Genomic DNA, 14,180 nt, shown 5'->3' on the forward strand with positions numbered 1-14,180 from the left:
ATGAATGGGCACACATAGAAGCCCCCGCTCAAAGATAAGAGGCTGGTTTCCCCAGGAGCCAATCATCATCAAGATGCCTCTGGTGGGCTACAGCCGCAGCGGCCTTGCTTTAGCTGAGAGACCGCAGAGTGCAATGCGCATTTCTGTAAACCTGATTCTTATGGCGATTACTTCCACAGGCTTTGTAGTAACCTTTAGCAGATATCTAACTTACGTTTTGGCTGCGCCGGTGATGGCGGCGGCATTAGCTGGCTCGGTTGCTTTGGGTTTATTCCTCGGGGCAGCTTTGACATACAGGGAGTTGAAGGTTCTTGCTCGGGCGGGTCAAGCCAGCACCAAACTGTCATCGATCAGTTTCCTAATCACCGCTCTAACGCTGGTAGCAACTGTTTTCCTCAGCGCATTCTATTATCCTCAAGAAATATGGGGCACAGCGTTCCTCTGCGTTTTCGTGACAATAGCTACATATTTTGATTCAAAGGCAGCGTTGATTTTCGGTTGGGAGAGAAAATATCGCTCTGAAGTCTGGGTGGGCAAAAACCAGCTGCTCACGATGCCGAAACCAAAAAATCCCCGCGGCTACCCGCCAAAAGCGCCCTGAAGAGCAGACCGCTATCGGCTGAGGTCGGGGGGCGCTTGGCTGTGGAGTTTGCCGCCGCTTGCCCAGTTCTCCTTGGGGACCTCCAGAATCATCACGGTGGTGGCTTGACTGGGGATACCCATATCCGTGAAAACCCGGGTTATTCCCTCGACGACTTTCTGCTTATTCTCAGGGCTCATGCCGGCCCAAACGTTTACCTGCACAAAAGGCACATAAATCACCATAAAGGGTTAGGCGGCAGGGCAGATTAATTTTTCCCACCGCATCAAACCTAGAAGAAAAGCCGCTTTGCTGTTTCTACTGATAACTGCTTTATACATCCTCCGCCAATAAAGGGTACCCGTCTATCCCAAGCAACCAACCCCTGAGGATACAGCGTGGAAAACCAATCCGCCCCAAACCCGCCAAACGAATCCAGGGTGGACTTAACGGTTCCCCTGATGATCGTGACCTTCTTAGCGTGCGCCTGGCTCGTCTACGTCTTCATCAACCAGAACTGGCTGGATGCGCTGGATCAGGTTTCCGCGTGGATGCTAAAGCCACAAGTCACCTATACGCCGGTAGCCATCGTGGGGGTGCCGTGGGCTCTGCTGGCAACCCTGGAGGTTTTGGCGCTTGGGCTACTCTGGGGGCAGCTGCTGCTAGGCAACGAAAAAGATTTTGTCCTCAAACTGGTCGCCTCCGTCGGCTTGGGTTTTGGCCTCACCGGCTTAGTAACCATCATATTGGGCATCGCCGGCAACCTCTATGCGGCGCCCCTTAACCTTGCAATTCTGCTTGCCGGCGCAGTCTCAGCGGCTGCCCTGCTCTACCGAAGACGCCGCCAGAAGCTACCCCTCATACCCCATTTCGCTCTGCGCCTCCAATTCAAGCTGCCGCCAAACCCCAAATTCTGGCTCCCCGCCGCCCTCGCAGTCGCCGCCATATTCTTTCTGGTCTTCTACCACGCGCTCCTCACAGCCGTCGTGCATTGGGACGCCACCGTCTACCACGCCGCCGTAGCAACCATGACGTACCGCGACCACGCCCTCCCCGTCCTAGCGGGCCCCTCCATCGGCATCCAGATGAGCGCAAACTTTCCACCCCTCTTCCCGGCTCTTGGCGCCTTCTACTACACCCAAATCGGCGCAGTCGAAGACTTCTATCTCCGCGCCATACCACCGGTGATGGGGCTGCTTGCGGTTGCCGCAACCTACAAAATCGGGGAGGTCCTCCACGGCAGAAAACTCGGGCTTCTAGCCGCGCTTTTCCTGGCGCTTACCCCCCTGTTTTTCCGCTACTCCATCTACGCGACAAGCTACTCGACGCTCACGTTTTTCTGCACTATGGCGGTTTTGTTTGTGCTGCTGGGCATATTTAGGGGCAACATGAAATACTGGGTGGCAAGCGGTGTGTTTCTGGGGTTTGCCGCCTTAACCTCTTATATCGCGTTGTATATGGCGCCGTTTTTCCTATTTGCGCTGGTCTACCAGTTCCTCAAACATAGAAGCCTCTTCAAACTAAACATGAAAAAAACAGCGGTTTTTCTTTTTGCGGTGCTGCTGGTCGGCGGCGTCTGGTACGCCCGCAACGCAGTGGTCGTAGGCAACCCAATTTACCCTAACGCCTACACGGTGCTGGGCGGAGTCAACATAGACCCCCTGATAATGAACACCACCGTTAACGGCATCAAGAACTCAGCCGCCAACAGCGTCTTCGGAGAAGTTAACGCCACAGCATTCGACCAAGTGATGACGTTTTTGACGTACCGCACCAGTTTCCCAGCTATTTCACTCTTCACCCTACTGGCGGTCGCGCTGCTTCCAACCATGAATAAAAAGTTCTGGCTTTTGGCTATCTGGCCCCTATCTCTGAGCGCGCTGGTGTTAAGCGGCATCTCATGGGGGTTTCCCCACCACTTGGTTTTCGCTATGCCCGGCTTCGCGTTGCTGACTGCGCTGCCAATAATAAAAACGCTGGACATGTGTAAACAATGGGATAGCCAGGCAGCGGAAAAGCGGTTCAGAGTGGTTAAGCATCGCCTGCTTAGCCTACGCAAAAGCAACATAATCAGGTTAGGCCTCGTCGCTGTTCTTCTGAGTGCATTCATCTTTCCAAGTTTAACGTTGGTTATGGGCGGGAAGGTGTATGAAGAAGACCACAATAATGAGGTGCCTGCGGATTACTTGTGGCTTTTAAAGCATCCAAACGCTGACACCTGGACGGTGCTTAACAGGCTCTTTCCGCAGGTGCAAGCTTGGGAATACATCAACGCCAACGTATCAGCGGGACAAAAAGTCGCAACCATAGAAAACCAACTGTACTACGTTAAAAACTGTAGCAACGACTACTTCTTCTACCTTGACAGTTGGGAAGCACGCGACCTCTACCATATCACTGATCCAGAACTTATGCTGCAGTTTCTACGAAAAAATAACGTGACTATAGTTGTGGATGTGGAATGGGCAAGAGATCACTTCAGCATCCTGCCAATGACAAAATATCTGGGTTCTTCCCTTTACTTCCCAACTATTTTTAGCAACAACTCAAACCTCGCTATCTACAACGTAGGCCCCTTCGATTCGCCCATAACCAACAATTCAAAAACCACCATCTCCATTAACCAACACGGATGGAGCGTGCCCCGAGCAATTAGCGGCATACAAACCCAATCAGTCCTAGCAAACAATGACTCCGCCCGACTTTTTGTTGCCACACGGGACTTAACCACCGTAAAAATCACTTACTTAGATGTGGGCAAGGACGCATTATACGTAAATATCTTTAATCCCGACTCGCTGCTCTGGAGTGAGCTTGTATCCATACAGAAAACAAACACGGGCAACTGGAAAACCTACGAGTTCCTTGTGCCCCTTTCAAGAATAGGCCTCGTTGAGTTAGGTCTATATGCATTCAACCAGGATTTTGTTGTCAGCAAAATCGAGGCTTCACCATACGCAACCGTAAAAGAAAGAACCGCAGTAGCCTACACGAACTCTACGCTGAATATGTCGCTGACGAACCTGACGATTCCAAATTCACTATTCATTTATCTTCCTGAAATAGCCCAAAACAACACGCTACAACTTGTAACTAACACATACGGTAAAAGCATGGTTATTGAAGTGTTTGAGGGGTTAATTCAGCCTTCGGAGACTACGGGCTGGTGGATAAACCATGGCCTAGCTATCCGCTCACCTAACTCCACCGCTTTTGAAGTAATCAACCCGACCTTAAATTGGAACGTAACCAAGCCGGATTATTACACGGTGATACTGGTGTTTAGGGAGCCTTGGGATAACAACGCAAAAGTTGACATCTCAATAAACATGGTTGTTGGACCCAACCAAAAATTTGTTACATACAAAGGATTGGGAGAGTATGGTCAACCTTAACTCTAAGTTGCTGTCAGCAGCCATAATCGCCGCTGCCTTGTCGGTCATCCTTTATGTGATTGGCTTAAGAAACCCAATGCAGGACCAACCGGCTACCGTTCCCTTCGACGCGGGCTGGCTGGGCATACTGTTCATATTAGCAAACGGGTTTCTCCTCTCCATCAGTCTTAACCACACAAAAATAGGCGCGGCTGAACGAGCAATAATGACGGTGGGCTTAGGGTTCGGTTTAACCTTCCTAGCCACAATTTGCCTGGGCGTTCTCTGGGAGATAACTTTCCTATCGGTACTCTCCACTCAACTAGCCCTCTTTATCGCCTTAAGCATCACCGCATATGTGGGCGGTTACAGACCAAAAATCGCCTTTCGCCCCTCAAACCTTAAGCCCGCTAAAATAAACAATCAGCACCTGCTTCTGCTCGCTATAATCAGCGTACTCATCGTGGCCTCCACCTACAGCGCACTGGCGCTTCCAGCTACAGAATGGGACTCACTCGCCTACGGCGTCAACTATGCACGGTTAATCTTCCAGAACAGCCACATCCCCCTCATCGCTGGCCCCTCAATAGGCATAGAGATGAGCGCAGCCTATCCGCCGGGCATGCAACTTACCGCAGCTTCCCTCTACACCCTCGCAGGCAGCGCCAACGACTTCTACTATAGGTTGCTGTCCCCGATTTTCAGCCTGACAATACTTTTGGTCACCTACAAGTTCGCGATGCAATTCACCGCAAACCGCACCTACTCGTTTCTCGCGGTTGCCGCATTAGCCCTTGTTCCGTTCTTCTGGATGCTCTTCATCGAGGAAACCTATCTTATGGCGTTGACGTTGATGATGACGTTGTGCGCCTACTTCTTCTTTAGGGCTCAGACCGCAGGTCCCGGCGAAGCAAAAAAGTATGAGGCGTCAGGCGTGCTGTTCGGTGCCTTTGCAGCCCTCACCAGCTACATTGGATTAGCAGCCATCGGCATTTTTCTTATATACGCTTTACATAAGAAAATAAGTTTAAAGCAGGCTGCTCCCCTTGCCGCTTTGGGTTTAGCCATCATTTTCCCCTGGTACCTGCGCAATCTGCTTTTGCTCGGCAACCCCCTCTACCCATTCTTCGGTATAGGAAAATATCTAGACCCCCTGCTCTTAAGCTCCACAACCCAGCATTTCCAGCACTACGCCTTAGATCCCCTCTACCACTGGACCACTACCCTCTACAAGGCAGGCGCCGTGCTCCTGGTTGCAGGCACAGCAATTTTCACCTTTTACAGGCCACGCAGGAACCTCCGCGTTGCACTGCCCCTTTACCTGCTGCTGGTCAGCGTTGCAGTTATGGCGTTCCACGTTGCGTTTCCACGGTACCTAATCATTGCGCTGCCCGCTTTAGCGGTGCTTTTCGCCTACGGATTCACGAATATCCCCAACCGATTCAAGCTGCCTAAAATCATCCCCGCAGCATTTTTCGTTTTAGCCGTGGTTCTCCTCGGTGCAGTTATGTTGCCCTACGCTAACACCGTTAAGCCGCTGGTTCAACCTGGCGAAACCAAAGTAGCCTACCTGTCGCATGTATTCGAGGAAGGCGACGCCTGGCAATGGATCAACCAAAACACACCCGCAAACACCCGCATCGCAACCTTTGACATTAAAGGGTACTACCTAAACCGCAGCATACTGCCGCTAGACGGAAACGAGTCAGCTCCCCTCTACCATATGAGCGGCATCGAGGAGGCATTGGCGTTTCTGGAAGGCAGAGGCGTCGGCTACGTGTTGAGTGTTCCCTGGGCAGGCCCAACCGATATCAGGATGCCCCCCGCCTATGACTTGTGTATCCTCACCAAGTATCTGGGCACCGCAAGTTTTCTTCCACTGGTTTTTGTTGGCGCCAACGGCACCTCAGTTTACCATGTTGGACCCGTAGATACGCAAACAATAACTGAAGACTTCGCCCGGAGAGGTCTTGTTTATCCGCTGAGGCAGTTTTCAGTTAACGTCACAGTTACCGACAGTTGCTATCCATACAAGGGCGAGTTCTACCTGCCTATTCCCGTTGAATACCGTGGCTTAAACATAACTGCCTCTGCATTCAGCAGCCACCCCATCGAATTGCATCTTTGGACCGGATTAATAGACACCTACGTAGTTGATAACCCCTACAATTTTATGGTTGCAAACTCTGAGTATGGGCTTGCAGGCAACAGCACTGCCAGCTTTAACTGGGGAATCGACAAAGCCGGATACTTCACCATCCGAGTGGTTGACAAAGCCAGCAGCTTCCAAACGCCCTTCAACGTCACAGTCAACGTAGAGTTCATAGAAGGCCCGGCTAAGGCAACTTAAACATCAGGGAGCTTTCGATTTAAACCTGAAAGCGGCGACGTTTTAGCCGCATCCGGCTTCAACCCGACTTTAATCAGTGGACCCAGCCCAATTATGTCTGTGCCCGTAAACAAGGCGCGGGTTATCAACGCGAACGCAAGCAGCCGCGGATCAACCGCCGTTAACGGAAGCCCCAGCAGAAGCGAAAGCACAAGCACATAACCCGTTTCCTGCACGCCTAAACCCGCAATAGTTATCGGGACATACGTCAACGCTGAAGCAAAACAGGCCATTAGAAAGAAATCAAGCAAACTAAGGGAACTTTGCCATAAACCGCCAAAAATAAGGTACAGGGCAGCAGCGTTAACTGCCAAAGAGAGAAAAATCAGCAGAGCCACCGCGATAAGTGAACGCTTAACTTTTTGGCCTTCTTTTTGAACGTCAGCAAACATGCCTGTGAAGACGCCTAGTTTCTTTCCGATTAAGGGCAGCTTCTCAAGCTTCAAAACAAACCGTGACATCCGCTTCTCCCACATAAGCAAAAGCAGCACCGACCCCCCAATCAGCAGCACCGCGATGCCGACAATCAAGGAATCCACCACCGCTGCGGGAAGAGGCAGAAACGTGATGAAGTAGCCTAAGCCTACGCTGCATATCACTGCCTTAAGCAGGGCGTTTATGCTGCCTGTTGCCAGAACCCCAGTCATTCCCTGCTCAACGGGGATGCCGGCTAATCGGTTAACGAAAACCGGCGTTATGAAGTAGCCTGAACGGGCTGGTGTTACATCGCTGAGCAATTGTCCGCCGAAGCTGGCAAGTACCACTCTGCTTATTGAGGCGTGGGGGTTTGATTCTTTTAGGGGAACATAGAGGGCAAGGCCAACTAGGGCAGAAGCTAAGATGAAGCAGACTGCGGCGCCCATGAGATAGAGGAGGTTAGCTTGCAGTATAGCATTGAAGGTTTCGCCGATGTTTGCTAGTTGAAGCAGCCAAAGCAGAATGGCGACGCCGACGACGAGCTGGATAACAGTCCGCATGCGTATGCGGCCCCGTATCCCCCGCTTCTCTGGCCCAGGTACGCTGTTCTGTTCACTCATCCTATCCACGCCGTCATTGCAGCCAGTTACTTTTATCCTACACTTCTCCTTAATAAAATAGCGTAAAAAATCTGTTTTGCCATGTCTTGATTAATATAAAAAATTTACCCGCAACAATTTTTTTAGCGTATCTTTGGAAAAGCATAAAAAGAAAACGGTAGAAGAATGGTAGTTTAACCGCGGTGTACCCAGAAGCATGAAAAATAAAAAAATCTTGGTGACAGGCGGAGCATCTTTCATCGCCAGCCACCTAGTTGACACACTCCTAAAAACCGGCGCTGATGTGGTGGCAGCTGACGACTTCTCCAGTGGAAAGCTAGAAAATTTAGAGTACCCCTTTACAAAGAAAAACGTAGACAAATGGGTTTACAAAAACCTAACTGTTTACCGGGGGGACCTCAAAGACCGCAACTTCACACGGCACATGGTAGACGGCGTCGACGTGGTTTTTCACCTTGCAGCCCTCCATGGGGGAAGAGGATACATAGATACGCACCCCGCTGAATGCTCCTCAAACATGATACTAGACCAGCTGGTTTTTGAGGAAGCCTGCAGGGCAGGGGTTGATCGAGTATGCTTTGCAAGCTCAGCATGCATTTACCCCTCGTATCTGCAGGAGCAGGCAGGGTCTAAGTATCTGCTTAAAGAAACAGACGCAGACCCCTTTGTCCGCGATAAAGCCTTTGCTGACTTAGAGTACGGTTGGGCGAAGCTTATGGGGGAAATGGCTCTCAGGGCCTACCATAGAGAATTCGGCATGAAAACAGCCTCGGTGAGAATCTTCACAGCCTATGGCCCCCGAGAAAACGAAACCCATGCAATTGTGGCCTTAATCGCGAAGGCATTCATAAAAATGGATCCCTACAGCATCTGGGGCAGCGGCGAACAGGACCGCAACTTCACGTATGTCCAAGACATCGTGGATGCCCTGGTTTTGGCGTCTCAGAAAATTGAGGATGGCACAGCGGTGAATGCTGGACGCAGCGACCGCTTGACCATAAACCAGGCTGCTGACCTCGTCTTTGACCTTGCCGGCTGGAAGCCAAAGAGTATACAGCGGGATTTAAGCAAGCCGCAGGGAGTTACCTCACGCGCCGCCGACCTAGATAGGGCACGTGCACTGCTGGATTGGTCCCCAAAGGTTTCCTACGAAGAAGGCTTCAAGAAGACAATCGAGTGGTACATTGCAAACCATGATGTCGAAGCGGTCAAGGCTAACTTGGAGAAGGCGCTGGTTGAACGATAGCGCCGCCCATTTTCAGTAACTAGAAGAGGCAAAATGATGGACCCCAAATTTGAACAAGTCATTGCTGCTCCTTCAATCTCCGGTGAACGAATAGCGTTAATTATGCCCGTGTATAACGAAGCCGACACCATCAGGCACACGGTGAGAGAAATCCATGAGAAAATCGAGTCAAAAATGGGCAACGTGGACACCTGGGTTTTTGAGGACGGCAGCACAGACGGCACCAAAAATGTGCTCAGAGAACTGAAACGGGAATTTAGTGGACTGCATGCAGAGATGACACCTGCCCGAAAGGGTTACCCCCGGGCAATGCGGGATGCATTCCTAAACATAAGCGGGGCCGACTATGATTATGTCGTGGCGGTTGACTCTGACGGTCAGTATGAGCCAGATGATTTCTTTAAGCTGTGGAGCATCATGCAGCGGGACTCCCCCGATATAGTTATGGGTAGACGTATGGCGAGGCGGGAGCCGCCCTACCGCAAGTTGCTTTCGCGGGGGCTACAGTTGCTGGAGAGAGTAATGTTTCCAGTCAAATGCAAAGACGTTACAAGCGTGATGCGGCTGATGAAGGTTGATTTAGCCCATGAAATCTGCGGGGAAATCAAATATTCACCCTACAATTTTTGGCTAGAATTCACAGCGCGCATGTCAATGAATGGCTACCGAATAGTCGAAATCCCCATTACTTACCGAGACCGAGCGGGAGGAAGCCGAGTTTACAGTGTTAAGAAAATGCCCAAGGTGATCCTCTCGGAGTTTCGCGCATTGCGTGCGGTGCGCAGGGAACAAAAAAGTAAAGCTTAGTCAGCTTCCATTTCTTGCTGTGATGGCGTGGGCTTCTCTCTTTTCAGGCTTGAACCCACCCAGTTGACGCCTACTAGGGTTCTTTCGATTAAAGAGAACCTTTCTATGCAGACAATCACCAAGATGAAGCCAAAGATGAAGGAGAACCCGAAAAGCTCACCGTAGGTGTTATGGAACACCATTCCCGCATCGACTCCATCGTTTAGCCTGATGATTATAATAATGTATATCCGCAGCACGTTAGCCATGAAGGTTCCAAATAACCCGATAAAGAAGTACATCGCTTTTCTAAATGCTGTAATGCTGGAGCGCTTGAAGAAAAGCAGAATTATCAAAACGTAGAGGAGCAGGCTGTAGACTCCCGCGCATGCCCAGGCTATCGCGACACTGGTGGTATTGCTGCCTAATCCAACGGTTAATTGTGGAAGCATTGACTCGCCGAGGTGATAGGGATAATTTAGTTGAACAGTGTAGCCTAAAACGTCAAAGAGCGCCGCAGTTGTAGCTGCTGTGGGAAGAGTCATTTCTTGGAGGGGACGGAATACACCGAAGGGGTAGATTGTATCAAGCATATAGGCTACCGCCATAGCGCCCAAGACAGCCAGCGAAATGCTGAAGGTCTTCAAACCCTTTATTTTGTAGGCTAAAAGAATGGCTGCTAAGAAGCAGAAGAAGAAAACGGTGTATTCGATTGAAAGCGGCCACTGCAGGTGCAGAAAATCAGAGGGTTCATTTTGAGCGTTGATTGCAGGCAGCCCTAAGTTGAGGCCCTCTTTAAGTATCGTTAAATCTAAACCGAAGAAGTTAACTGCTAAAACGAAGACCGTGGGAATCAACGCGCAGGCAAGCGAAGCAACCATTAATTTGCGGTTTGCCGGTTTATTGTCAACAACGGTTCGCCAGCTTAAAGCGGTTTCAACAACCAAAAACCATGCGAATATGGAGTAGAACATTCTGCCTTTCCATGTGAGGTCGAAAGTGAAGTTTTGATCAAAGTACGTGTTGCTCCAGGGTTCAAAAGAGCCATCCTCGCCGTTATAGCGGTACTTGTAGCCTTCGATGTTACCGTAGTCTAGAACTGCAAGCATAAGAATGGGCGTGATGATCAGTATAAGCAGAGCGAGTTGGAACCAGAGTTTGTTGAACCTTGCCCACTTCATAAGTTACCTATGGGCGCCAAGTTTGCTTTTATGTTTTTGCTAAAAAAAGGCATTGATTGAGAAGATAACATGGCCTAAGCATATTTTTTGCTATTATAGTTCTGGCTCCATCGGCTTTTTGCTTTGTAAATAGCAGAAAATAGAGTTTTGATTCGACAACGGGTTTCGCCCAATAAAAAACCGGAGTCCTGTCATCTTCTCCTCTTTTTTTATCATAGACTTTCTTTTAAGCCAAAAGGGCGGTTGCTTGTTTTAAAGAAAATTAACGAAGTTATGCGGGCGGAGCAGTTTGCGGCTGCGTTGATTGCGTTTGTTGTTTGTCGAAGTATTCTTTGGTTATTTGCTTTACATGTTCCTGCTGTGATTTATTTTTTCTGCGGCCACGATAATCTATAGCTAGCATGAATATGTAGGGTAGGGAGAGGTAAAATATGGCGAAGAAAATGTTGCTAAACATCCATGTGTAGGGGTTGGAGAGAATTACGGCGGAGTTTGAGAGGTCAAAGTTATAGGCGGTTTTGAAGAAGTCAACGAGGATAAAGCCTAAGAGCGCCATGGCTAGGCAGACGATGAACTGAACAAAGACGCTGCGTTCCTTGCCTAAAATGAGGACGGGAATGATGGAGGATAAAACAAACACCCAAGCAAAAGAGTAGACGAAGACCACCATGTCGATGTGGGAGCCCAGCCATAACCCGGCAAAGGGTACGTAGAGGGTGAGTGAACCCAGAACTGTTTCGACGGCTGTTTCAGTGAAGATTTGGTAGCTTACCATTAAGGCCCAAGCTACGGATAGATATGCGGGAGTGATTAGTGCAGCCTTAACCAATCAAGACACCTATAGCCGGCTATAACTATAAGGATACACCTTAACTTATCCTTTACGATACCCTACGCCCTGATACTTGGCAAACCCACACCAGAACAGCCCTGTAGCCGCGTCACACTACTTAGTCTCGCCATCACCTATCTCCATGGCTTCCCGAATCAACTCAACCTCACGCACCGTCAACGGCTTATTGGTTGCCTTCAAAACCACCCGCTCCTGCCAGCCGCAGTCCGGGCACTCATAACTCGGCGGCAGCATCCCCAAATGCGCCCACATGTCCCCGCCCTGGCTTCTCGCACGCCGAACCCGAGGGCTTTTGCATCGGGGGCAAACCTGAATGTCAAGATCGACACCCTGCGCTTTAAGTTCATCAAGTGCCTCTGTGACTGAGGCAGCGTTTTGAACTGCGGTTTCTTCCTGGAGCTGCTCAAGGGCGGTGAGTTGCTGCTTTCGCCGTTTCTTCTTTTGCACCTGCGCTTCAGACATCGTTATTCCTCTGGGTTGATTAGGGTCTGGTTTAAGAAAGGTTTTCTGGTACAGCAATTTACCCCGCAGTATTAGTACAGCTGTTTACAGAATATGATAAATAGCCCAATGCGGAAACTTTTGCTTGATTCGCTTGAACCAAAAAACAGCCTTCGCATTACTGCTTGCGCTGCTTGCATGCTCAGTCTGCTTCACAGCGGCAGCCTCCAGCCCCACCGCTTTTCCCCTCCCCGGGGCAGAGCATCCAGGGCAACTGCAGCTTTCAGCGTCGATTCCTTTAATCGTCGGCGCAGGCTTGCAGGGCAACACATCAAATCCCCTTGAGCAGCCGACCCGAAGCCAAATCTATTGTTACATCCTACAGAACCCCGGCGTGCATTTCCGTGGAATCACAGGCGGTTTGGGGTTGTCAGTGGGGGTGGTGCAGTATCATCTCTATGTGCTGGAGCATGCCGGCTTAGTCTGCAGCATAACCGATGGGCAGAGCAAACGGTACTTTGAACGTGCCACCTACAAAGAAACCGACGTGCAGCTTGTGTCCCTGATGCGCCATAGCACCGTCGCCCAGATCCTGCATATTTTAGCCCAAAACGGGCCCACCCTGCACCGCGACATCGCCGATAGCCTCGGCGTCACATCGCAGGCGCTAACATATCAGATGAACCAGCTTAAAGAGGCGGGGCTGGTGACCGCGGAGAAAGTGGGCGTTAACGTCCGCTACAGCCTAGCCAGCGACGGTATGGGGCGGGCAATCCTTGATTTATGCGGTCAACTTAAGATTTAGGCTGAGGCAAACGGGATGGTTAATGTTGGGTTGATGCTTGTGTGGGTTCATAATGGTTGCTTTAGGCGTTTTGGTGGGTGCCTACGTTGCTTTGGAGCGACGCCGCGGAGACATACAGGCCAGGATGCTATCGATTAAGTCCAATTTGACAGTGAATTCTCTATATGTGGTGGAGCTTTTTCTGTAAATTTAATAGGGCAGTTGCTGTTGCTCTCACTGACCTACCCCCCCTCTATTTATAGCAACAAAGAGAGCCACCGCGGCGGCAACCAAGATTAGGGTGCTTACCGGCGTAAACGAGCAGGCAGCCCTGTAGCCTAAAAGGCAGGGTTTGCTTGCCGTCTGGTTGGGCAGCGCCGTTTTAACCGCTGCTATGGCAAGCACTGCAACCACGATGTAGACGATGATTCTAAGTGCTTCCACCGTTTTTCACCTCCAGCCCCTTTAGTTCGCCGCGGCTAAAGGTCCACTCGAAGGGTGCCACCTTTCCCAGTGACCTCCAAGAGGGTGCCCTCGATGACTTCAGCATGCAAGGGCTCGCCCAAGTTGCCCTCAACGAGAACTTCCCCGCCCGAGCCGTTGGATAACGTGAGGGTTTTAAGCTCTGCCTTTGATGCAGCTCCACCGAGAAGAATCGTTCATTGTTTTGATTCATTTTTTCCCCTCAAGCAGGATGGGGGGCGAAGGTGATTACCTTTATTTGCTTATGTTGTGCATACCTGTACAATAGTGTGAAAACGTTAGCACTGTGAGATGCGTGGGTACCTTGGAGATTGAACGATTATTCTATGAGCTTGCCAGCGAAAGCAGACTAAGCATCCTTGAGGCGCTAAAAGAGAAAGACTGCAAAATGAATGACCTCTCACGCAACCTTGACTTATCCACCACCGAAACCTTCCGGCAGCTACAGCGCCTCAGCGAAGCCTCCCTGGCCAGAAAGCAGCCTGAAGGCACCTACGCCATCACCGAATACGGCAAACTCGTATTGGGGTTTTCTTCGCCGCTGGGTTTTCTGCTCAAAAACAAACAGTTCTTCTTAACCCATGACGTGCAATGCTTGCCGGCTAAGTTCATTATGCGTTTAGAGATTCTTTCGCAGGCAACTTTTCTCTCAGGGATGGTTGAAAGCACCACAAAAATCTCCAACATGATTGGTCAGGCAAAATATTTCATGTGGGCTATCTCGCCGGAGCCGCTCTTCCAGTCTCTTGAGGACATATCCAAAGAGATCCCCAAGGGCGCCCAATACCGCGTTATGTCACCGCAGCCCTACATGAAGCTTCCCAACATCGAGAACCGAACCCTTTCCGAGCCGCCCCTGATTTTGGCGCTCACCGAGAAGCAGGCAGCGGTGTGTTTTCGGCTTATAGACGGAAAAGTGGATTACACATGCTTTTTTGGGGAAGCCTCTGGGTTTCATGAGTGGGTTAAGGATTTGTTCTGTTACTTTTGGGATCGGGGAAACCGTGTTTGACTGGGCTGCCTGGC

General features: G+C 50.4%; 15 protein-coding genes. 9 read left to right on the forward strand and 6 right to left on the reverse strand.

The window, feature by feature from the left end; all coding sequences use genetic code 11:
- Window positions 1-4 precede the first annotated feature (4 nt).
- Window positions 5-601 (forward strand): hypothetical protein, encoded by a 597-nt coding sequence (locus tag NWE93_08180; protein ID MCW4000203.1) that lies wholly within the window; start codon window positions 5-7, stop codon window positions 599-601.
- Window positions 602-612: 11 nt separating this feature from the next.
- On the opposite strand, the gene NWE93_08185 is transcribed toward NWE93_08180, so the two are convergent.
- Window positions 613-804, reverse strand: coding sequence for a tautomerase family protein (locus tag NWE93_08185; GenBank protein MCW4000204.1), 192 nt, complete (start codon window positions 802-804; stop codon window positions 613-615).
- A gap of 174 nt (window positions 805-978) precedes the next feature.
- On the opposite strand from NWE93_08185, the gene NWE93_08190 reads away from it, so the two are divergent.
- Window positions 979-3,975 (forward strand): glycosyltransferase family 39 protein, encoded by a 2,997-nt coding sequence (locus NWE93_08190; GenBank protein MCW4000205.1) that lies wholly within the window; start codon window positions 979-981, stop codon window positions 3,973-3,975.
- Window positions 3,962-6,304, forward strand: a complete 2,343-nt coding sequence (locus NWE93_08195; protein MCW4000206.1) for a glycosyltransferase family 39 protein — start codon at window positions 3,962-3,964, stop codon at window positions 6,302-6,304. The genes NWE93_08190 and NWE93_08195 overlap by 14 nt, the downstream gene beginning before the upstream one ends.
- Here the strand turns inward: NWE93_08195 and NWE93_08200 are convergent.
- On the reverse strand, window positions 6,301-7,380 hold the full coding sequence (locus NWE93_08200; GenBank protein MCW4000207.1) for a flippase-like domain-containing protein: 1,080 nt from the start codon (window positions 7,378-7,380) through the stop codon (window positions 6,301-6,303). The two genes, NWE93_08195 and NWE93_08200, sit on opposite strands and share 4 nt — an antisense overlap.
- 196 nt (window positions 7,381-7,576) lie before the next feature.
- Between NWE93_08200 and NWE93_08205 the strand changes: the two genes are divergently transcribed.
- Together NWE93_08205 and NWE93_08210 are read left to right on the forward strand one after the other, a co-directional pair.
- Window positions 7,577-8,626, forward strand: a complete 1,050-nt coding sequence (locus NWE93_08205) for an NAD-dependent epimerase/dehydratase family protein (GenBank protein ID MCW4000208.1) — start codon at window positions 7,577-7,579, stop codon at window positions 8,624-8,626.
- A gap of 33 nt (window positions 8,627-8,659) precedes the next feature.
- The gene (locus NWE93_08210) at window positions 8,660-9,433 is read left to right on the forward strand and encodes a glycosyltransferase family 2 protein (protein ID MCW4000209.1); all 774 of its coding nucleotides are present in this window, start codon (window positions 8,660-8,662) and stop codon (window positions 9,431-9,433) included.
- On the opposite strand, the gene NWE93_08215 is transcribed toward NWE93_08210, so the two are convergent.
- The 3 genes from NWE93_08215 to NWE93_08225 all read right to left on the reverse strand — a co-directional run bounded on the left by NWE93_08215 (window position 9,430) and on the right by NWE93_08225 (window position 11,908).
- On the reverse strand, window positions 9,430-10,593 hold the full coding sequence (locus tag NWE93_08215; protein MCW4000210.1) for an archaeosortase/exosortase family protein: 1,164 nt from the start codon (window positions 10,591-10,593) through the stop codon (window positions 9,430-9,432). The genes NWE93_08210 and NWE93_08215 overlap by 4 nt on opposite strands.
- Window positions 10,594-10,864: 271 nt before the next feature.
- A complete protein-coding gene (locus NWE93_08220; GenBank protein MCW4000211.1) occupies window positions 10,865-11,422 on the reverse strand; it encodes a hypothetical protein in 558 nt (185 codons plus the stop codon).
- A gap of 117 nt (window positions 11,423-11,539) precedes the next feature.
- Entirely contained in the window at window positions 11,540-11,908 is a 369-nt protein-coding gene (locus NWE93_08225) for a hypothetical protein (protein ID MCW4000212.1), read from the reverse strand.
- Between the two features lie 124 nt (window positions 11,909-12,032).
- Here NWE93_08225 and NWE93_08230 point away from each other — a divergent pair, with 124 nt between their 5' ends.
- Both NWE93_08230 and NWE93_08235 read left to right on the forward strand, forming a co-directional pair.
- The gene (locus NWE93_08230) at window positions 12,033-12,692 is read left to right on the forward strand and encodes a winged helix-turn-helix transcriptional regulator (protein ID MCW4000213.1); all 660 of its coding nucleotides are present in this window, start codon (window positions 12,033-12,035) and stop codon (window positions 12,690-12,692) included.
- A gap of 52 nt (window positions 12,693-12,744) precedes the next feature.
- Window positions 12,745-12,879 carry a hypothetical protein gene (locus tag NWE93_08235; GenBank protein MCW4000214.1) on the forward strand — a complete coding sequence of 45 codons (135 nt, stop codon included), beginning with the start codon at window positions 12,745-12,747 and terminating at the stop codon, window positions 12,877-12,879.
- A gap of 26 nt (window positions 12,880-12,905) precedes the next feature.
- Here the strand turns inward: NWE93_08235 and NWE93_08240 are convergent, their stop codons facing one another.
- On the reverse strand, window positions 12,906-13,115 hold the full coding sequence (locus tag NWE93_08240; protein ID MCW4000215.1) for a hypothetical protein: 210 nt from the start codon (window positions 13,113-13,115) through the stop codon (window positions 12,906-12,908).
- On the opposite strand from NWE93_08240, the gene NWE93_08245 reads away from it, so the two are divergent.
- Complete coding sequence (locus tag NWE93_08245; protein ID MCW4000216.1) at window positions 13,106-13,279, forward strand: hypothetical protein; 174 nt, start codon at window positions 13,106-13,108, stop codon at window positions 13,277-13,279. The two genes, NWE93_08240 and NWE93_08245, sit on opposite strands and share 10 nt — an antisense overlap.
- 179 nt (window positions 13,280-13,458) lie before the next feature.
- Entirely contained in the window at window positions 13,459-14,166 is a 708-nt protein-coding gene (locus NWE93_08250) for an ArsR family transcriptional regulator (protein MCW4000217.1), read from the forward strand.
- Window positions 14,167-14,180 lie beyond the last annotated feature (14 nt).

The organism is Candidatus Bathyarchaeota archaeon, assembly GCA_026014735.1.
Classification (GTDB): domain Archaea; phylum Thermoproteota; class Bathyarchaeia; order Bathyarchaeales; family Bathycorpusculaceae; genus Bathycorpusculum.

Coding starts and splice junctions, on each gene's coding strand:
- NWE93_08180 (MCW4000203.1), top strand. CDS start 5: ATGGGCACACATAGAAGCCCCCGCTCAAAGATAAGAGGCTGGTTTCCC.
- NWE93_08195 (MCW4000206.1), top strand. CDS start 3,962: ATGGTCAACCTTAACTCTAAGTTGCTGTCAGCAGCCATAATCGCCGCT.
- NWE93_08200 (MCW4000207.1), bottom strand. CDS start 7,380: ATGAGTGAACAGAACAGCGTACCTGGGCCAGAGAAGCGGGGGATACGG.
- NWE93_08205 (MCW4000208.1), top strand. CDS start 7,577: ATGAAAAATAAAAAAATCTTGGTGACAGGCGGAGCATCTTTCATCGCC.
- NWE93_08210 (MCW4000209.1), top strand. CDS start 8,660: ATGATGGACCCCAAATTTGAACAAGTCATTGCTGCTCCTTCAATCTCC.
- NWE93_08215 (MCW4000210.1), bottom strand. CDS start 10,593: ATGAAGTGGGCAAGGTTCAACAAACTCTGGTTCCAACTCGCTCTGCTT.
- NWE93_08225 (MCW4000212.1), bottom strand. CDS start 11,908: ATGTCTGAAGCGCAGGTGCAAAAGAAGAAACGGCGAAAGCAGCAACTC.
- NWE93_08235 (MCW4000214.1), top strand. CDS start 12,745: ATGGTTGCTTTAGGCGTTTTGGTGGGTGCCTACGTTGCTTTGGAGCGA.